The sequence below is a fragment of the Nocardiopsis alborubida genome (assembly GCF_012396365.1).
Lineage (GTDB): Bacteria > Actinomycetota > Actinomycetes > Streptosporangiales > Streptosporangiaceae > Nocardiopsis > Nocardiopsis alborubida.
In genome coordinates, this window is record NZ_JAAXPG010000004.1 from 182,314 (window position 1) to 201,215 (window position 18,902).

16 protein-coding genes are annotated in these 18,902 nt (G+C 72.0%); 2 read left to right on the top strand and 14 right to left on the bottom strand.

The genetic code is table 11. The features are described 5' to 3' along the window. Positions 1–88: 88 nt before the first annotated feature. The 4 genes from HGB44_RS05955 to HGB44_RS05970 all read right to left on the bottom strand — a co-directional run bounded on the left by HGB44_RS05955 (position 89) and on the right by HGB44_RS05970 (position 4,808). Positions 89–1,399 (bottom strand): dihydrolipoamide acetyltransferase family protein, encoded by a 1,311-nt coding sequence (locus HGB44_RS05955; protein ID WP_061081770.1) that lies wholly within the window; start codon positions 1,397–1,399, stop codon positions 89–91. A 14-nt stretch (positions 1,400–1,413) separates the two neighbouring features. Next, entirely contained in the window at positions 1,414–2,427 is a 1,014-nt protein-coding gene (locus HGB44_RS05960; RefSeq protein ID WP_017562861.1) for an alpha-ketoacid dehydrogenase subunit beta, read from the bottom strand. A gap of 13 nt (positions 2,428–2,440) precedes the next feature. After that, positions 2,441–3,553 carry a pyruvate dehydrogenase (acetyl-transferring) E1 component subunit alpha gene (gene pdhA, locus HGB44_RS05965; RefSeq protein ID WP_061081769.1) on the bottom strand — a complete coding sequence of 371 codons (1,113 nt, stop codon included), beginning with the start codon at positions 3,551–3,553 and terminating at the stop codon, positions 2,441–2,443. 577 nt (positions 3,554–4,130) lie between these two features. Then, positions 4,131–4,808, bottom strand: a complete 678-nt coding sequence (locus tag HGB44_RS05970; RefSeq protein ID WP_017562859.1) for a GntR family transcriptional regulator — start codon at positions 4,806–4,808, stop codon at positions 4,131–4,133. 743 nt (positions 4,809–5,551) lie between these two features. Between HGB44_RS05970 and HGB44_RS05975 the strand changes: the two genes are divergently transcribed. Next, on the top strand, positions 5,552–6,316 hold the full coding sequence (locus HGB44_RS05975) for a phosphatase PAP2 family protein (RefSeq protein WP_061081768.1): 765 nt from the start codon (positions 5,552–5,554) through the stop codon (positions 6,314–6,316). A 181-nt stretch (positions 6,317–6,497) separates the two neighbouring features. On the opposite strand, the gene HGB44_RS05980 is transcribed toward HGB44_RS05975, so the two are convergent. After that, positions 6,498–7,010, bottom strand: coding sequence for an SRPBCC family protein (locus tag HGB44_RS05980; protein WP_061081767.1), 513 nt, complete (start codon positions 7,008–7,010; stop codon positions 6,498–6,500). A gap of 695 nt (positions 7,011–7,705) precedes the next feature. On the opposite strand from HGB44_RS05980, the gene HGB44_RS05985 reads away from it, so the two are divergent. Continuing rightward, complete coding sequence (locus HGB44_RS05985) at positions 7,706–9,652, top strand: heavy metal translocating P-type ATPase (RefSeq protein WP_061081766.1); 1,947 nt, start codon at positions 7,706–7,708, stop codon at positions 9,650–9,652. A gap of 288 nt (positions 9,653–9,940) precedes the next feature. Here the strand turns inward: HGB44_RS05985 and HGB44_RS05990 are convergent, their stop codons facing one another. The 9 genes from HGB44_RS05990 to HGB44_RS06030 all read right to left on the bottom strand — a co-directional run bounded on the left by HGB44_RS05990 (position 9,941) and on the right by HGB44_RS06030 (position 18,850). Beyond that, positions 9,941–10,480 carry an AAA family ATPase gene (locus HGB44_RS05990; protein ID WP_061081765.1) on the bottom strand — a complete coding sequence of 180 codons (540 nt, stop codon included), beginning with the start codon at positions 10,478–10,480 and terminating at the stop codon, positions 9,941–9,943. 173 nt (positions 10,481–10,653) lie between these two features. Then, on the bottom strand, positions 10,654–11,502 hold the full coding sequence (locus tag HGB44_RS05995; protein WP_061081788.1) for a polyphosphate polymerase domain-containing protein: 849 nt from the start codon (positions 11,500–11,502) through the stop codon (positions 10,654–10,656). Positions 11,503–11,552: 50 nt separating this feature from the next. Beyond that, positions 11,553–12,170, bottom strand: coding sequence for a DUF4956 domain-containing protein (locus HGB44_RS06000; protein ID WP_061081764.1), 618 nt, complete (start codon positions 12,168–12,170; stop codon positions 11,553–11,555). A 303-nt stretch (positions 12,171–12,473) separates the two neighbouring features. Further along, positions 12,474–13,133 carry a response regulator transcription factor gene (locus tag HGB44_RS06005; RefSeq protein WP_061081763.1) on the bottom strand — a complete coding sequence of 220 codons (660 nt, stop codon included), beginning with the start codon at positions 13,131–13,133 and terminating at the stop codon, positions 12,474–12,476. After that, on the bottom strand, positions 13,130–14,734 hold the full coding sequence (locus HGB44_RS06010) for a sensor histidine kinase (RefSeq protein ID WP_061081762.1): 1,605 nt from the start codon (positions 14,732–14,734) through the stop codon (positions 13,130–13,132). The genes HGB44_RS06005 and HGB44_RS06010 overlap by 4 nt, the downstream gene beginning before the upstream one ends. Next, entirely contained in the window at positions 14,724–15,107 is a 384-nt protein-coding gene (locus HGB44_RS06015) for a hypothetical protein (protein WP_061081761.1), read from the bottom strand. Before HGB44_RS06015 ends, HGB44_RS06010 begins: the two co-directional genes overlap by 11 nt. A 117-nt stretch (positions 15,108–15,224) precedes the next feature. After that, complete coding sequence (locus HGB44_RS06020; RefSeq protein WP_061081760.1) at positions 15,225–16,688, bottom strand: PepSY-associated TM helix domain-containing protein; 1,464 nt, start codon at positions 16,686–16,688, stop codon at positions 15,225–15,227. 104 nt (positions 16,689–16,792) lie between these two features. Next, entirely contained in the window at positions 16,793–17,380 is a 588-nt protein-coding gene (locus HGB44_RS06025; RefSeq protein WP_061081759.1) for a hypothetical protein, read from the bottom strand. A gap of 561 nt (positions 17,381–17,941) precedes the next feature. Beyond that, complete coding sequence (locus HGB44_RS06030; RefSeq protein ID WP_061081758.1) at positions 17,942–18,850, bottom strand: DMT family transporter; 909 nt, start codon at positions 18,848–18,850, stop codon at positions 17,942–17,944. Positions 18,851–18,902: the final 52 nt, after the last annotated feature.

The following is an 18,902-nucleotide window of genomic DNA, read 5'->3' on the forward strand; positions in this document are numbered from 1 at the left end:
ACCTGTGGAAGGAAGTCGCCGCCATCCGGGAACGACGGACGCCCCGGCCGGGAACGGCCGGGGCGTCGCGTGTGTCGGGCGCCAGACGCTACAGGATGATCCGCATCGGCTCCTCGAGGATCTCCGCGAGGTCCTTGAGGAACGCGGCGCCCACGGCGCCGTCCACCGCGCGGTGGTCCACCGACAGCTCCAGGGAGATCCGGTTGCGCACGACGACCTCGCCGTCCACGACCACCGGCTCCTGGCGCATCGCGCCGACCGCGAGGATGGCCGCCTCCGGCGGGTTGATCACCGCGGAGAAGCTGTCCACGCCGAACATGCCCAGGTTGGACACGCTGAACGTGCCGCCGCTCATCTCCTGCGGCTTGAGCTTGCCGTCACGGGCCTTGCCCGCCAGCTCGCGCGTGCGCGTGGAGATCTCCGACAGCGTCGCCTTGTCCGTGTCGTGCAGCACCGGCACCACGAGCCCGGCGTCCACGGCCACGGCCACACCCACGTTGACCCGGTGGTGCTGGAGCAGCTTGTCGTCCACCCACGAGGTGTTCACCGCCGGGTGCAGCTTCAGCGCCGTCGCGCTGGCCTTGACGATCAGGTCGTTGAAGCTGACCTTCACGCCCGTGCTGGACAGCTGCTCGTTGATCTGCGCGCGGAAGGCCTTGAGCGCCTCGGCGTCGATCGTGCGGCGCAGGTAGAAGTGCGGCACGGTCTGCTTGCTCTCGGTCAGGCGGCGCGCGATCACCTTGCGCACGTTGCTGACCTTGAGCTCCTCGGAGGCGCGGCCGTCGTCGAAGGCCGGGGCGGACGCGGCCCGCTCGGCGGAGGGCTTGGCCTCCTCCTTGGCCTCCACGGTGTGCGGGGTCCCCTCGGCGGAGGAGCCCTTCTCCCGGGCGGCCTCGATGTCGGCGCGCACGATCCGGCCCTTGGGGCCCGACCCCTGGATCCTGTTGATGTCCAGGCCGTACTCCTTGGCCAGACGCCGGGCCAGCGGGGAGGTGCGCGGGCGCGCGGCCCCGTCGCCGGAGGCCGGGGCGGATTCCTCGGACTGCTCCTCCGTGCCCTCGGCGGCCTCCTGGATCTCCTCCGCCTTCTCGCCCTGCTCCTCCTCGGCGGGCTCGGCCCCGGGCTTCGAACCGCCGTCGCCGGAGTCCTCGGGCACCGCGTCCGGGGAGTCGCCGATCACGCCGATGACCGCGCCGATCGGCACCGTCTCACCCTCGGAGACGGACTGCTTGACCAGGTAGCCGTCCTCGTAGGCCTCGTACTCCATGACGGCCTTGTCGGTCTCGATCTCGACCAGGACGTCACCGGAGGCGACCTTGTCGCCCACGTTCTTGACCCACGTGCTGATGACGCCTTCCTCCATGGTGTCGGAGAGGCGCGGCATCTGGATCTCGCTCATGCTTGAAACTCCCTCTACCCGACCCGTTTGCCGACGGCGCTCAGGGTCTCCTTGATGGCGGTGCTGATCGACTCGACCGACGGCAGGGCCGCCGTCTCCAGCGGCTTGGCGTAGGGCATGGGCACCTCGGCCATCGCCACCCGGCGGACCGGGGCGTCGAGGTAGTCGAAGGCGCCCTCCTGGATCGAGGCGGCGATCTCCGCGCCGATCCCGTAGGTCAGCCAGTCGTCCTCGCAGATCACCGCGGCGCCGGTCTTCTTGACCGAGTCCACGAAGGTCTGGCGGTCCAGCGGGCGCAGGCTGCGCAGGTCGACGACCTCGACGTCGATGTCCTCCTCGGCCAGCTTCTCGGCGACCTGGGTCGCGACCATGGCCATCCGGGAGTAGCCGATGAGGGTGATGTCGCTGCCCTCGCGGGTGACCTTGGCGCGGCCGATCGTGGCGACGTTGTCGTTCTCCGCCTCGGCGTAGTCGTCGGGGACCTCGCCCTTGGAGTTGTACAGGCCCAGGTTCTCCAGGAACAGGACCGGGTCGTCGTCGCGGATGGCCGCGCGCAGCATCTGCGAGGCCTCGGCCGGGGTGCTGGGAGCGAGCACCTTCAGACCGGGGATGAACGAGTAGAACAGCTCGATGTTCTGCGAGTGCGTGGCGCCGAGCTGCTGGCCGCCGCCGCCGGGCGTGCGGATGACCATGGGCACGCTCGTCTGGCCGCCGAACATGCCGTAGATCTTGGCGGCGTGGTTGATGATCTGGTCGATGGCGATCAGCGAGAAGTTGATCGTCATCAGCTCGACGACCGGGCGCAGGCCCAGCATGGCCGCGCCGACGGCCGCGCCGACGAAGCCCTCCTCGGCGATCGGGGTGTCCTTGACCCTGCGGGGGCCGAACTCCTTGAGCAGGCCCTCGGTGATCTTGTAGGAGCCCTCGAAGACGCCGATCTCCTCGCCCATGACGAGGACGTTCTCGTCGCGGACCATCTCGGCGCGAAGGGTGTCCCGCAGAGCCTGGCGGTAAGTGATCACAGACATGTGGGTTCCTTCCCTACTCCGCGAACACCGGGTCGGCGGGCATGCGGGTGGACTCGTTGGGCACCGGGGTGGCGTAGGTGTAGTCGAAGAGCGTGGAGACCTCCGGGTGCGGGCTGTTCTCGGCGAACTCCGCGGCCTCGGTGACCTCGGCCTTGACGGAGGCGGCGATCTCCTCGCGCAGCTCGTCGGTGAGGATGCCCTCCTCGGCGAGCCTGGCGTCGAACAGGGCGATCGGGTCGTTCTCGTCCGACCGGGCCTCGTCCTTCTGCTCGTCGGTGCGGTACTTGGCCGGGTCGACCACGGAGTGGCCCTTCATCCGGTAGCTCCACGCCTCCAGCAGGAACGGGGTCTGCTCCTCGCGGGCGCGCTCGATGAGCCTGGACGCGGTGTCGCGGACCGCGAGCACGTCGCGGCCGTCCACGCGCTCGCCCTCGATGCGGAAGGCGGCGCCGCGCTTGTACAGGTCGGGCTCGGCGGAGGACATCTCGACCGTGGTGCCCATGCCGGTGAAGTTGTTGATCACCACGAAGACGATCGGCAGGTTCCACAGCTTGGCGATGTTGAGGGTCTCGTGCCAGGCGCCGATGTTGGTGGTGCCGTCGCCCATCTGGCACATGACGACCTCGTCGCCGCCCCGGTAGGAGACGGCCAGCGCGGCACCGGCGGCCAGCGGCAGCTGCCCGCCGACGATGCCGTAGCCGCCGAGCATGCGGGTCTCGGTGTCGTACATGTGCATCGAGCCGCCCCAGCCCTTGGACACGCCGTCGACGCGCCCGTAGAGCTCGGCCATGACCCGCTTGGGGTCCATGCCCTTGCCGATCGCGTACCCGTGGTCACGGTAGTTCGTGAACAGGTAGTCGCGCTCCTGGAGGGCGGTCATCAGGCCGACGACCGTGGCCTCCTCGCCGAGGTTGAGGTGGCAGTAGCCGCCGATCCTGGCCTGGGTGTAGGCCTGGGCCGTGCGCTCCTCGAACCGCCGGACGAACAGCATCTGGCGGTAGTAGTCGAGAAGGGTGTCGGGCTTCTCGTCGGCGAGGCCGGGGGAGGTGTCCTTACGGGTGGTACGCCGCCGGGTCCCTGAGGAGGGCCTGGCGGTGCGGCCCTTCGGCTTGGCCGTGTCAGCCATGGTGTGCCTTTCTACGTACGAGAAGGCCTGGGGCCCCGGGTCTGTGGACCGGGGTACCAGGCCCGCCGCGGCCGCGCTGTCGGGTGCGACCGTGGCGTGCGCAGCCACCCGGCTCATGCGGTGGCGGCGCTCTGTGGCTGTTGCGGGGCGCGTTCCGGAGGAGGGTGGCTCGCCCTCCTCCGGACACGAAGCGCTGGTGGGGTCTCGTGTGCAGTTGTCCGCAGAACCCCTGCCGCATTGCTTCCCGGTCTGCACCCGCATATGCGTCCGTGGCCCGGCGCGGCGGTGCCGGTCGCACGGGTTCGTCCACCGGCCGGATGAACGACTCCGCTTGCCCGGGAGGGGCCCGCTCGTGTGTGACGTGTGTCGCGCACACTCTACGGTCTGATCGATGATCGATCAATACAACTCTATGCCAGAAGGTCCGGTTTCGGAGCGACGGGGCAGGTCGCAGTGCTCCCGCGGGTCTGGAGGAATCGGCGGGGCCGCTGGCGGAGGCCGGGCGTGCCGGGGCGGTCGACGCGGGGGCCGGACGGGTGGACGCGCCGCCACGGGACGGTGGCGGGAGGACCAGGGGTCAGCGGGCGCTCTCGTGGGACTTCAGCGCCGCCTCCACGTAGTTGAGCACGTGGTCGCTGAGCATCTGCCCCACCGAGGGGTCCCCCTCGATGAAGGCGCGCGTGATCTGGGCGTGGTCGGCGGCCTTGGCGTGCAGCTCCATGTTCAGCCAGCGCACCGACAGCGCGGTCCACACCTCCACGCCCAGCGACTCCCAGGTGTGCAGGAGCACGCTGTTGTCGGCGGCGCGCACCACCTCGCGGTGGAACTCCACGCTGTGCCGGATCTGCTCGGACACGTCGCCCTGTGCCGTCGCCCGTTGGAGCGCCTCCACCTCCCGCTCCAGGGGGGAGGGGTCGGCGGCCAGGCGGGGCGCGGCCAGCTGCGCCGCGACCAGCTCCAGCCCGGCGCGCACGGGGTAGATCTCCGCCATGTCCTGGACCCCGAAGGCCCGCACCCGGGCGCCCTTGTTGGGTACGGTCTCGATCAGGCGCAGGGTCTCCAGCTCGCGCAGCGCCTCGCGCACCGGCGCCTGGCTCACCCTCAGCTCCGTGGCGACGCGGCGTTCCACGATCCGCTCGCCGGGCTGCCAGCGACCGGACAGCAGGCCCTCGACCAGTACCTGCCGGATCTGCTCCCTGAGCGGCTCGCGGGCCAGCTTCGAGGGATCATCCGGCAGCTGGGGCAGGTCGACCATCCAGGGCCCTTCCGTTCCACGTCCAGCACACGGCCCGTGCACGGACCGGCTCACTCAGCGTCGTACAAACTCCTTGAAGAGTGCCACACACCCGCGGGTCAGCCGGACAGCAGGCCTCGAACCGCTAACAGAAGGCTCACGAACAGGTCGCATGGCGGTGAACCGCCGTCGACCAGTGCCGGGGCGTGGGGCAAAGTCCGAGGTGGTGGCGGACGTACGTGTGCCACCACACCACCGACGGGGGGGACCGTCCGGGTAGGCTCATCTGTCGGCAATATTCACACAAAGCTGCGCGGAGCGTGACCCACGTAACAACGAGGAGTTCGATGAGGTGCCCTGACCTGCGCCGACCTGAACCGGGCCGAGCGCCCGGCACACTGTAGACGCCACTGTCGACCCCCTTGTTCCTTGGACGCCGATCCTGCTCAGAGGCCGATCACGACGTAGTGAACCAGCCCGAAGGAACGGCCGTCGAACGGAGTGGGCGGAAGGTATCGAACTCTCCGCCACGTCCACCCCGAGTCGGCGCTGAGGACGTCAGATCAGTTCCAGCAACCACGGCTAGCCCGTCCCCCACGCTTCACAAGTGCCACAGGCAAGCCCACGACGTGTGAGACAGCACTGAGCACATGACGCACTCTTCGAGGACACGACGACATCCACGGGCGAGGCAGTTGACCGAGCCACACGACAGGCAAGAGCGGACGACACCGCTCCCGGGGCCCTACAGCGGGCCGATTCCCATGGTGCGTACCACCGTGTACGACCCTGGGCGGCCCGTCGTGCGCCCGGTCCGATGGCCCAGCGTGAGCGAGATCGCGTGGGGAATCGCGTCGGACCGCATCGCCATCATGCTGGCCGTGGCGCTGATCGTCATGACGATGCTGGCCGCGGGGCCGCTGCACCCGGTCGACAACCTCCTGAACGAGCTGCCCCGGCCCTACTGGGACACGCTCCGCGAACCCTTGATCCTCTGGCCGGACACCGTCGCCTCCCGTGCGGTCGCGCTGCCGGTCCTGGGCGTCACCGCGCTCCAACTGGCCTACTGGCATCGCAGCTGGCGCCCGATCGTGCTGGGCGCGGTCGGCGTCGTGGGGATGATGTCGCTGGTGTCGGTGATGAAGCTGGCCATCAACCGGGGGCACGCCAAGGACTTCGACCCCGACTTCTTCATGGGGCCGGGCAACGTGGCCTTCCCGTCCGGGCACGGGGCGAACGCGATCCTCATCTACGGCCTGGTGCTCTTCCTGATCATCCGGTTCGCGGCGGCTCGGCCGCACATCATCCGGCGCCTGGCGTACTGCATCGTCGCCATCGCCCTGCTCCAGTCCCTCGTCTCGATCTACCTGCACTTCCACTGGTTCACGGATCTGGTGGCGGGGATGATCGCGGGCGGTTTCGCACTGAGGGTGACCATCCGGCTGGACCGGATGATCCCGTCCGGGCGCACCACCCAGTGGTGGCCCTGGTACGGCGAGAGGGACGGCGCGCTTCCCGCGAGGGACTGAGCCGCCCTCCCACCCGTGGCACCGCGCCCGTCGGACCCGGTCCGGCGGGCGCCGCGTTCGTCCGCGGTCCCGACGCCCGTCCGGGACGGGGCCGGGTGCGCCGACGCACCCGCGTACGTGCTGGTGGGGGCGCTGGCGGATCCGGGGGCCGACGTGGGGAAGCCGGGAGGGCTCCCCGTGGTCAGGCTCCGGCCTCCACCAGTTCCCGCATGCGGGCCAGACGTTGTAGGAACATCCGGTCCATCACAAACCTTAGTACGGTTCTGTCCACAATGGGACCGAAGAGGCTGGCGAATTCCACCCGGTCGGTGTAGGCGGTTCCGGCGCCCTCGGGCGCCGTCGTGTGCGTGTGCCGGAAGTACCGGAACAGGCCGCGCAGCTGGAGGTCGGTGAAGTGGTCGCCCTCCTCGAAGGAGTCGATGACGCCGACCCAGCGCACGGGGAGAATCCCGGCCAGGCGCCAGCGCATCACCATCGTCTCGCCCTCGGCGAAGCCCGCCTCGGGCCAGCGCAGGACGCGTACCCCGCCGGGCATGGAGTCCTCCAGTCCCGACCGGCTCGTGCAGAAAGCGAACACCCGGCCGGGCGGTGCGTCGAAGTGGGCCGTGTAGACCGCCGTGCTCGTGGCACGGGGGCGTTCGGTGGTGTTCGGGCCGCTCAGGAGCCCGCGTTCGTCGATCTCGCGTCCGGCCATGGTCCCTCCAGGTCCACTCGGCGTCGGCCTACCCCGGTGCCCCCGGAGGGAATCCGCGCGGAGGCGCCGTGAGGGGTGGCGCTGTGTCGGACGCACGGTGTCGGGCGCACGGTGGCGGGGGCGCTGTGCTGGGTGGTGCTGTGTCGGACGCACGGTGTCGGGCGCACGGTGGCGGGGGCGCTGTGCTGGGTGGCGCTGTGCCGGACACCCGGTCCCGGGCCGGGTGCGGACCTTCCCGCCTCCTCCGGCGGGGGCTGGGCCGTGGAGGTGGCCGCTGGCGCCGGAGCGCCGGTCCCGCTGGCGAGGAGGTCGTCGTCTCTTGTGGGAATACCCCCTAGGGGTATATTGCTTGTAGTGACACGCCGACGAGGTGAACGTCTGTCCCGTGGATACCCCCTTGGGGTATGTTGCGAGAGTGGGGGGAGAACGACATGACCGCAGATGAACACGGACCGAACGGCCACGACGGGCACAGGGGCCAGGGGAGGGGCGAGAGCCCCGGTGGACGTGCCGGGCGCACGGACCCCTCCGCTCATGAGGCACATGCCGATCGCGGCACGCACACCGTGCACGCCGGTGCCTCTGCGCACGGTGAGCACGCCGGTGACGGGGCCGCCCCCGGCCACGGTGAGCACGCCGGTCACGGAGACAGCGGGGGCCACAGTGGTCACGGGGGCCACGGGGACCACGCCGCGATGTTCCGGACCCGCTTCTGGTGGAGCCTGCTGCTCAGCGTCCCCGTGGTCCTCACCAGCCACATGGTCTCCGGCTGGCTCGGCTACCAGGTCCCCTCCGCGCTGACCTGGGTGCCGCCGGCCCTCGGCACCGTCGTCTACCTCTACGGCGGCTGGCCCTTCCTCTCCGGCGTCGTCGGAGAGCTCCGCGAACGCAGGCCCGGCATGATGACCCTGGTCGCCATGGCGATCACCGTCGCCTTCGGCTCCAGCATGCTCGCCACGTTCGGTGCGGTGGGCATGGAACTCGACTTCTGGTGGGAGCTGGTCCTGCTGGTCGTGGTCATGCTCCTCGGCCACTGGCTGGAGATGCGCGCCCTCGGCCAGGCGTCCGGCGCCCTGGAGGCCCTGGCCGCGCTCCTGCCCGACCGAGCCGAGAGGATCGGCGCCGACGGCGGGGTCGAGGAGGCGGCCGTCGCCGACCTGCGCACCGGCGACACCGTTCTGGTCCGCTCCGGCGGGCGCGTCCCCGCCGACGGCACCGTCGTCGGGGGCGGCGCCGCCATGGACGAGTCGATGATCACCGGCGAGTCCCGCACGGTCACCCGTTCGGAGGGCGACCGCGTCGTCGCCGGGACCGTCGCCACCGACTCCGCCGTCCGGGTCCGCGTCGACGCCGTCGGCGAGGACACCGCTCTGGCCGGTATCCAGCGGCTCGTCAGCGAGGCGCAGCGGTCCCGCTCACGCTCGCAGGCGCTCGCCGACCGGGCCGCGGCCCTCCTGTTCTGGTTCGCCCTGGTCGCCGCCGTGCTCACCGCCGCCGTGTGGACCCTGCTCGGCGAGGCCACCGAAGCCGTCGAACGCACCGTGACCGTTCTGGTCATCGCCTGCCCGCACGCCCTCGGTCTGGCGATCCCGCTGGTCATCGCGATCTCCACGGCCGTCTCCGCACGCAACGGCATCCTGGTCAAGGACCGCATGGCACTGGAGCGCACCCGCCTCGTGGACACCGTGCTCTTCGACAAGACCGGCACCCTGACCAGGGGTGCCCCCGCCGTCACCGACACGGCCGCCGCCTCCGGGCACACGTCCGAGCGGGTGCTGGCCCTGGCCGGTGCGGTCGAGGCCGACTCCGAGCACCCGCTCGCGAGGGCGATCGTCCGCGCGGCGCGGGAGGCGGGCGCGGTGCCCGCCGCCACAGGCTTCCGGTCGCTGACCGGGCGCGGTGTCCGCGCCTCGGTCGCGGACGCCGACGTGCACGTGGGCGGTCCGTCCCTGCTGGATTCGCTCGGTCTCACCGAGCCGGGAGACCTGGCCGGACGCACCGGGCCATGGCGCGAGCGCGGTGCGACGGTGCTGCACGTGGTCGTGGACGGCGAGGTGGCCGGTGCCCTGGCGCTGGCCGACGAGGTCCGCCCCGAGTCGGCCGCGGCCGTCCGGCAGCTCCAGGACCGGGGCGTGCGCGTCGCTATGGTGACCGGCGACGCCCGCAACGTGGCCGACGCCGTGGCCGGGCGGCTCGGCCTGGACGAGGTCTTCGCCCAGGTCCTGCCCGACCAGAAGGACGCCGTGGTCCGCGACCTCCAGTCGAGGGGGAACCGGGTGGCGATGGTCGGCGACGGGGTGAACGACGCGCCCGCCCTGGCCAGGGCGGACGTCGGCATCGCGATCGGCGCGGGCACCGATGTGGCGATCGAGTCCGCCGGAGTCGTGCTGGCCTCGGACGATCCGCGCGGCGTGGTGGCGGTCCGCGAGTTGTCGGGGGCCGGTTACCGCAAGATGGTGCAGAACCTCGTGTGGGCCGCCGGGTACAACGTCGTCGCCGTCCCGCTGGCCGCCGGGGTGCTGGCGCCGGTCGGGATCGTGCTCGCCCCGGCCGTGGGAGCGGTGCTGATGAGCCTGTCCACGATCATCGTGGCGCTCAACGCCCAGCTCCTGCGCCGGGTGGACCTGAGCGCCTCCTCCTGAGGTGCGCGGCCTGAGGACGCGCCCGCACCGGCGACGGCGGAGCCGGACCCGGTAACGTCTGGAAGGATCGTGACGCCCCTTCGGTAGCGGGAGGGACGTCGCGACAGGCCACCGTCCCGATCGGATACGGGACGGTGGCTGCCTCGTTCTCGCAGCTCAGCGAGGTTTCACGTGAAACCTTCATGCTGGCCGCGGACGTGTCAACGGCCGCCGTCCCGGCGACGGGTCCGCTCAGGCTCGCGATCCGGGTCCCGCGCGGGCGGGCTCCGGGGCGTCGGTCCCGGCCCGTCAGAGGAGCGCCTCCTCGTGCGCGCGGGCGCGGATCAGGTCGGCGGTCTCCTCCGGGGTGAGGGCCGCGGTGTCCAACCACCAGCCGACTCCGCCCAGGTCCTCCCGCATCGCCCGGTAGTACGGCGCGAAGTCGAAGTCGACGCGGTGCTCGGGGTCGCGCGTGGCGTTGCGCCGCCGGCACACCTCCAGAGGCGGGAACAGGGCGACGAACATGACCGGCCTGGGACGCAGCATCTCCACCATGGAGTCCAGCATCCGGCGGTTGTCGATGGTGTACTCAATGACCGGGAAGACGCCGTTGTCGGCGAAGTTGGCCGCCAGGTCGCACATGTTGCGCACGCACAGCCGCAGCTGACGCCGCGCCTCCTCCGCGGGCCGCTCGTTGAAGGCGACGCGTCCCTGGACGACCATGTAGGACAGAACGTCCCCGCTGACGTGGGCCGCACGCGGATACCGTGCGGCCACCAACGGAGCCACCGTCGACTTTCCGGCTCCGGGCATCCCCGAGAGGATCAGACACCCGTTCTGGTCCCGCACCCGACCTCCCTCTGTCGTGTGGTGGACATGGTCACAGACCGGAGGCGGGGAGCGCATCCGGTTTTTCCGTGCGGGGACGGTGGGAACGGCGCCCCGTGCCGTGGGGTGACAGGCCGTCGGACCACCCGGCGGACCCGTGCGGGCGGACTCCGGGGTCCCGGTCACCGGTCCCGTCAGGGAGCGGGCGCGGCCCCCACCCGCGCCCGCTCCAGGGAGCACGGCGCCGGATGGTCCAGGCACGCGCCCATCGCACGGTGCCACCGGTTGCCGCGCAGCCGGGGCTCCAGCGCGGCCACGGTCGCCCCGTACTTGGTGAACCGCGCCTCCCGGACCCCGTACTCGTGCAGCCTGCGCTCGGTCGCGGTGAGCCCGCCGCGCGTCTTGATCTCCAGCAGCACCGCCTCCGGGCGCATCCGCACCGACCAGCCCGCCCGGTAGCCGACCAGGCCGGTGTCCACCGTCACCCGCTCCTCGCCCGAGAAGGCCACCACCGTCGTGCGCCGGTAGTCGGTCACCGCGCTGGCCGCCAGCACGTCCGGCGCCTCGATGCCGTACGAACGCAGGGTGTCGTCCAGGAACCTCCGGGCCTCGGGGGTCATCCGGTCCGGCGGCCCCGTGTAGGCGATCCGCGTCTTGTCGGTGATCCCGCGCGCGCCCTTGAGCTTGATCTCGAACATGCGCGTCCCCGTGTCCACGTACGTTCGCGTCCGGGCCTTGAAACGCACCCGCCGCCCCTGGCGGTGGTCGTGGAAGGTCCGCAGGTCGGGAGTGTCCAGGTAGGTGGACGAGTACCGGAAGTCCCGCTGCCCGTCGATGGTCAGCACCCCGAACCGGTCCCCGGCGCCCGCGAACAGCGGTTCCAGCAGCTCGGCGGGCACCAGGTACTTGCGGCAGGTCCGGGTCACCAGGGCGGCGCGCTCGTTGATCTCGGTGAGCGACATCGGGCGCAGCTCCGCCAGGACCGGCGAGGGCGCGTCCGCGGGAGCGGACGATCCCACGGGCCCGAGGGCTTCCATGGTCATGGGTGTCTCCACGGTGACGGGGGCTTCCACGGGTGCGAGGCCGGCGGGGCTCATCGGCGTCCCGTCCGTCCCGTCACCGAGGCGAAGCCCTGCCCGAACCCGCGACCGGGGCCCGGAACCGACGCGATCCGGGGCGCCTGGAACCGCACGTCCACGATCATCAGGTCGCGCACGTAGTCGACCTCGGTGACCTCGACCTTCTTGACCCGGCCGCGCAGCCGCGCCTCCAGGTCCTGGCGCAGTGCCACGGGGTCCTCGTGCACCACGTCCAGGGTCAGGATGCGGCGCTCGTGCCGCGAGAGCAGGCGCGGGTGGTCGGCCGCGTACAGGCCGGTGAGCAGCAGGGCGTTGAGGCCCAGCATCACCCAGGGCATCGGGGCCGCCACCGCGTTGACCAGGCCCAGGGCGATCGCCGTGAAGTAGTAGCCGATCTCGCCCTGGCTGATGAGGTCCGACCGCAGGCGCAGGATCGACAGCACGCCGAACAGGCCGAAGCCGACCGCCAGGCCGACCTCCTGGTTGGTCAGCATGGACACCACGGCGAAGATGCCGGTGTTGAGGGCCACGTAGGCCAGCAGGAGGTCGCGCCGCCCGTGGCGGCGGAAGTAGATGGCGTACGACAGGGCGATGATCGCGGTCGTGTTGACCGCCAGTGCGAACCAGAACATGCGTTCATCCTCTGGACGGGCGGTGAGGATCCCATGAGGAGTGGATGAGGGAACCCTCATGTTCGTCACGCACCGGTCATCCGAGGCGTGGACGAGGGGGCGGAGGTGTCACCGACACCTCCGCCCCCTCGTCACCGGAACGTCGCCCGTCACACACCGGAGCCCTCCCCTCCCGGAGCCCCCCGGTCATCCAGGGCCACTCGGAACACGCAGGCCGCCCGGTTCACACAGATCACCCAGGGCGTAGGGCTGGCCGGGCCGCCCAGATCGCGCAAGCCACCGGACCCTCCCAGACCGCCCGTCTCACCCGTTCAACCGGTACCCCATCCCGCGCACGGTCACGATCCGCTCCGCGCCCACCTTGCGGCGCAGCGCCCGCACGAACACGTCCACCACGTTCGACCCGGGGTCGTAGTCGTAGCCCCACACGTGCGACAGCATCTGCTGCCGGGTGAGCACCTGGCCCGGGTGCCGCATCAGCAGCTCCAGCAGGGAGAACTCGCGTGCGGTCAGGTCCACGGACGTCTCCTCCACCGCCACCCGCCGCGTGCGCAGGTCCAGGGCCAGGCCGCCCGCCCGCAGCACCGTCAGCTCGGTGGGGCGCTCGCTGCGCATCCGCAGCCGCACCCGCGCCAGCAGCTCCTCGAACCGGAACGGTTTGGTGACGTAGTCGTCGGCCCCGATCTCCAGGCCGGTCACCGTGTCCCGCACGCCGTCGCGCGCGGTCAGGATGACCACGGGGATGTCCACGCCCAGCGAGCGCACGCGCCGCAGCACGTCGAACCCGTCGGTGTCCGGCAGGCCCAGGTCCAGCAGCATCAGGTCGAAGCCGCCGGTCACCGCGTAGTCCACGGCCTCCGCCCCCGTGCCCACCACGGTGGTGGTGAAACCGCTGGCGTCCAGGCCCTTGCGGACGAACGAGGCGATCCGCTCCTCGTCCTCGACGATGAGGATGCGACTCACACGAACCTCTTTCCAGTGGGGATGACGAGGGTGAACGTCGAACCGGCGCCCGGCGCGGAGCGCAGGTCCACCCGCCCGTGGTGGGCCTCGGCGATGGCGCGGACGATGGCCAGGCCCAGACCGGCGCCCCGGTCCCCCCTGGCCGCCCCGCTGCCCCGCGAGAAGCGCTCGAAGATCCGGCCGTGCTCCTCGGCCGGGATGCCGGGCCCCTGGTCGGCGACCCAGAACAGCACGTCGTCGCCGCTGAAGCCCGAGCCCACGCGCAGTGTGGACCCCGGCGCGGTGTGCCGTACCGCGTTGGCGGCCAGCTGCACCACGGCCTGGGTGACGCGCTGCGGGTCGAGCAGGGCGGTTCCCTCGGCCAGCGACTCCAGGCGCCAGTCGCGGTCGCCGAGCCTGCGCACCTTGGCGTCGATGTCACTGGTCAGCTCGGCCAGGGACACCTCCTCCTCGCGCAGGAAGTCGGGCTGCTGGGCCTTGGCGAGCAGCAGCAGGTCCTCCACGATCCGGCTCATCCGGTCCAGCTCGTCGGTGACCAGGCGCAGGACCTCGCGCCGTTCCTCTGGGTCGTCGCCCATCAGCTCCAGGTGGCCGCGCACGATGGTGATGGGCGTGCGCAGTTCGTGCCCGGCGTCGTCCACGAACTGCCGCTGGGCGGTGAAGGCGCCCTCCAACCGGTCCAGCATGCTGTTGAACTGCTCGGCGAGCGCGGCGATGTCGTCCCGCCCGGAAACGTCGATGCGCCGGGTCAGGTCCTCCTCGGTGATGTGCGCGGCGGTCTGCCGGACCAGGCGCACGGGTGCGAGGAAGCGTCCCGCCACCCACCAGGCCGCGGTGCTCGCGGCGATCAGCCCGGCCAGGCTGACCAGCGCGATCGTCTGCGTGGTGGTGGTGACCGTGTCGTCGTCGGCCTCGGTGAAGTAACCGATGACGAACCACCCCGCGCCCGCGGCGTCGCCGCGGCCGTCCGGGGGCAGGGCGCGGATCTTCTCCCACCGCATCGGACCGGCGGGGGTGTCCAGGGTCCCCCGGGCGCTGGACGCCTCCAGGACCTCCGCGACCATCGCGGGGTCCGCGGACACGTCGAAGGGCGGCTCCTGGCCCTGGCGGATGCGTCCGGGCTGGGCCGTGGTTTCCGGGGCGCCGCCCGCGCCTCCGCCGGAGGCCGACTCCTCCACCCAGCCGAACAGGATCTCGGCCCGGTCGGGGTACTGGCGGGCCAGATGGAGTCGGATGAGGGTGGAGACGTCGGTGAAGGGCTCGCCCGTGCCGGGGTCCACGCCCACGGCGGCGAACTCCTGGAACTCGCCGATCTCCTGGGACAGCGCTCGGTCGACGCGCTCGTCGTTGCGCGCGGTGAGCGCGCTCCAGGTGAGGATGTTGACCAGGACGAGGACGGCGGCCATCAGCAGGACGACCCAGGCCATGATGAGGAGCCTGGCGGGGATGCGCCGCTTCTGCGGCACCTCCGGCTGGGGTCCCCTCATGACCATGGTGGAGTTCATGTCGGCGTGCGCGGACGCGCCCCAGGCGTTGCCGCCGACCACGCCGCCGAGGTCCTCGGTCGGGGCGTCCCCGTCGAAACGCCCCTCAGTCGTCATCGTCGTCGTCCTCGTCGTCGTCGCAGTCGTCGTCGTCGTCATCATCGCCGCCGCCGTCACCGCAGGTGAGGTCGGGGGTCTGACCCGGCGTTCCGGAGGGGGCCGGCGAGGGTTCGGCCGATGCCCCGGTGTGGTCGGGGTCCTCCTCGTCGGGAGTCCCGTCGCCGTCGTGGTCGGTGATCGGCGGCGGGGGAGGGACGACGTCCTCGTCGGAGGGAGGGGCGGGGCTGGCGCCGGGGGACTCCCCGACCACCACCTCACCCGGGGCGGCGGTGTCCGAGGTGCGCTCGGGCATCGCCCACACCAGGACCGCCCCCGCGGCCAGGAAGGCCGCGACGGTGCCCGCCAACAGCAACAACAGTGGTGATCTCATACTCGCCGAGCATTCCTGGCGCGGGGGAATACGAGATGAAACGAACATGAGGAATTCTTCATCCACGCCCGCCGGGGCCGGAGGCTCACCCGAGCGCTTCCGGCCCCGACGGAGCCGTCACGGGTTCGGGGCGGTCTCCGGCCGCGTGCGCCCGCGCCGCAGGCCCAGGAGCGCGTCCAGCACGAGGAAGGCCAGCAGGGAGACCCCGAACACCGGCAGGAACAGGCCGACGCCCACCGCCGCCGCGGCGACCAGGGCCAGGCACCACCACGGCAGCCCCCGCCAGGTCCCGCGCGGGGCGAGCGGCCGTCCCACGGAGAACGCGGTGTCCCGGGTGGGGCGGCGCAGCCACCACATCCGGTAGCCCAAGAACACGAGGAAGAGCGCGGACAGGGCCACCGCCGTCAGCAGGAGCTGGTTCGGCAGGCCGAACAGCAGGCCCATGTGGAAGGCGATCCCCCACGTGGCCATCTTGGCCATGAAGGGGTGGTCCTCGAACCGCAGCTCCTCGACCACCTCACCGCTCGTCGCGTCGACCGCCGCCGCGTCCTGGTGCACGGGCCAGCTCCGCCCGGTTCCCTGGACGGTGAAGGGCGCGCCCTCCTCCGCGGGCACCGAGATCTCCATCGGGCCGTCGATCCCCACCGCGTGCACCGACTCCAGGACCGCGTCCAGGTCCACGCCCTGCCCGGCCGAGCCGTGGTCCGCGTGGTCACCGTGTCCGCCGTGGTCCTCGTGGTCCTCGTGGTCCCCGTGGTCCCCGTGCTCCGACGGGGCGGGAGCCGACAGCGCCGGAGTGGTCCAGCCGAGGGCCACCCGCATGTCGGTCACGTTGGCCCCGGCGAACCGGGACCAGGTCAGCCCGGTGGCGGACAGCACCAGCAGACCGACCACGGCCCAGATACCGACCGACCCGTGCCAGGACATGGTCCGGTTGCGCCCCTTCGCGGAGGGCTCGGGCAGCAGGGTGCGGCGCAGGCGGCGGACCCTGCGCCGACGCGCGGTCCACAGCACGACCCCGCCCAGCGCGACCGCCCACAGCCAGCTCGCGGCGAGTTCGCTGTAGAGGCGGCCGAACTCACCCAGGTGCAGGTGGCGGTGGAGTTCGGACAGCCACGACCGCACGGGCAGCGCGCCGCTGCTGCCGTAGCTGGTCGTTTCGCCGAGGAGTTCGCCGCTGTAGGGGTCGACGAAGACGGCGAGCCGGTAGCTCTCGGGAAGGTCCTCCACGTTCAGGAGGACGCGGGTGCTCTCGTCGGGCTCCGTGCCCGGGCGCACGGCGCTCAGCGTTCCCTCGGGATGGGCCGCGACCGCGGTGTCCACCTGTTCCTGGAGGGGAAGCGCGCTGTCTCCGGGGGCGACGCGGAGCTGGTCGGCGTAGAGCACCTGCTCCAGCTGCGGCGCGTACGCGTACAGCAGTCCGGTGAGGGCGGCCACGGCGATGAACGGCGCGACGAGGAGCCCGGCGTAGAAGTGCAGGCGTAGGAGGAGTTGGCGCAGAGCCGCCCAGACGGAGGAGCGGCGGTTCGGAGGGGGAGGCGTCTCGGGGGATCCGAGCCGGTCGGGGGCATGGGACGTCATGGGGGCTCCCAGGGTCTGGTTCGGGGCTGCCCGGGGGGTGCGGGCATGCGTGGGACACCGACGTGTCGGTGGAGGCCGGGCGCTGGCGGCACCGGCGGGGTGGCTCAGAACAGGAAGGCCGCGGGCGGTCCGCGCAGGATCCGGACGTGCCGCAGGAGCAGGAGGGCGGCGCGGTACCGGAGCGGCGTCCGTCCGGGGAACCGCGCGGGTCCCCGGCGCGCGGGAGCGGCGGGGGCGGGGACGAGGACCAGCAGGCGGTGGAAGAGGGAGCGTACGAGGTCGACGAGGGCGAGGACGGCCCGCTCACCCTGGCGCAGCCACCACGCGCACGCCACCCCGGCGGCGGCGTGGGCGAGGAGCATGCCCGGCCCGATCCCGGCCCCCTCCAGCGCCCCGGACCCGGCCGGGTGGGAGGCGGCGCCGTGCGACGCGGAGCCGCCCGGCGACGCGACCGCGAACAACAGGTGCAGGGCTGCCTGCCCCCACAGAGTCGCCGCGACGAGGGAACCGAGGCGCTGTTCGGAGCGGAAGAGCCCGTGGGCGACGGCGAGGACGAGGACGAACCCCGCCGAGAGGCCGAGCGGCGACACCGCGTGTCCGGAGGCCAGGACGTGCCCGGTGGAGGACAGGCCCGTGCACACCGCGGCGAACACCGTGGCGCGCGGCAGTCGGAGCGGGACCGTACCGGCCATGGCGGACAGTATTCCCCACTTTCCCGAGGGTGCCCATCCCCCTTTTGGGAGCGTTCCCATAACCGTGTGCGCGCGTGGTCGCGCTTTCCGCGGGCGCCCCGGCCGATCGCGCCGCGGGTGGTCGCGGTACCCGCTCTCCGGGCTGTCCGGCCGGTGACGGCAGGCGCCCAACGCTGTGGTCAGCGGCCACGAGGCCGTCACGCGGCCGACGGGGATCACGGCCCTCCGCTCGACCGGCGCGGCCACCGGGCGGGCACCCCGCCCGGCACCGCTCCGGTCGGTCCTTCGGCCCGCCGGGCGGTCCCTTCGGCAGCGTGCAACCGAACGCGTTTTCGGGTGACGAAACAACGCAACGAAATAGGGACCGGCGACACAACCGGTTTCGTCACCACCGGGTCCAACGGAAACCTGCTCACAAGTGGGCCCTAACCGCCAACGCAATGGCCGCGCCCGCCCCGTTGCGGCCGGGCGCGGCCACCACGGGTCAGGCGGAGCCGAGCGCGGTCCGGCTCGGCACCCGTGCGGCACCCGCACGGTCAGCGACACGTGTCCGCTGACCGGTCAGCGCTCCCCGGCCACGCTCCCCGGCTCCCGCGGCATCTCCGGCTCCCGCTCGGAGGCCGGGCCCTGCGGAACGGTGAGCAGCCGGATCCCGTACGCCGCCAGCAGGGCGCACACCACCGCGACCGCGCCGCCGATCCACCCGCCCGCGTAGGTCTCGCCCATGAAGGCCACGCCCACCACGGCGGCGGAGACGGGGTTGGTGAAGGTGGTGATCCCCAGCGGGGCGCCCAGCTCCATGCCCTGGTAGGCGGCCTGGGCCAGGAACAGCCCGAGCACCGCGATCACGGGCGTGGCCAGCGAGGACGCGTGCACCAGCCCGATCGCGCCGGTCTCCCCGATGACCGCCACCGCCGTCTTGACCGTGGCCGAGGAGACCCCGAAGGCCACGCCCGCCGCACCCGCGAGCAGGTAGCTGCGCCAGGCCGCCGAGCGGACACGCCCCGCCGCCCACGCGGTCGCCAGCAGGAGCGCGGTCGTACCGCCGCCGACCACCACCGAGCCGGTGTCGTCGAGGACGCCGCCCTGGCCGCCGGTCACCGTCACCGCCAGCAGCACGCCCAGCGCCACCGAGGTGAACGCCGCGCCCCTCCACTCCTCGCGGGTGACCCTCCGCCCGCCCAGCCGCGCCGACCAGGGGATGCCGAACACCAGTACCAGCACGCCCAGCGGCTGCACCACGGTCAGCGGTGCGTTGCTCACCGCCGCCACCTGGAAACCGGCCCGGCCCCCGTTGAACAGCAGGGAGAGCCACCACAGCGGGTGCCGCAGCAGGGCCGCGAGCTGTCCACCGCCGGTGAGCGGCCCGGCCACCCGTACCGCCAACCTGCGCTGGGCCACCGCGGCGGCCGTGTAGGCCGCACACGAGAGCACCGCGAACGCGATCCCCAACACCACGCCTGATTCCATGACAGCGATGATCCCGCCACCCCCGGTCCGGTTCGCCGCCGGGGCCGGAAAA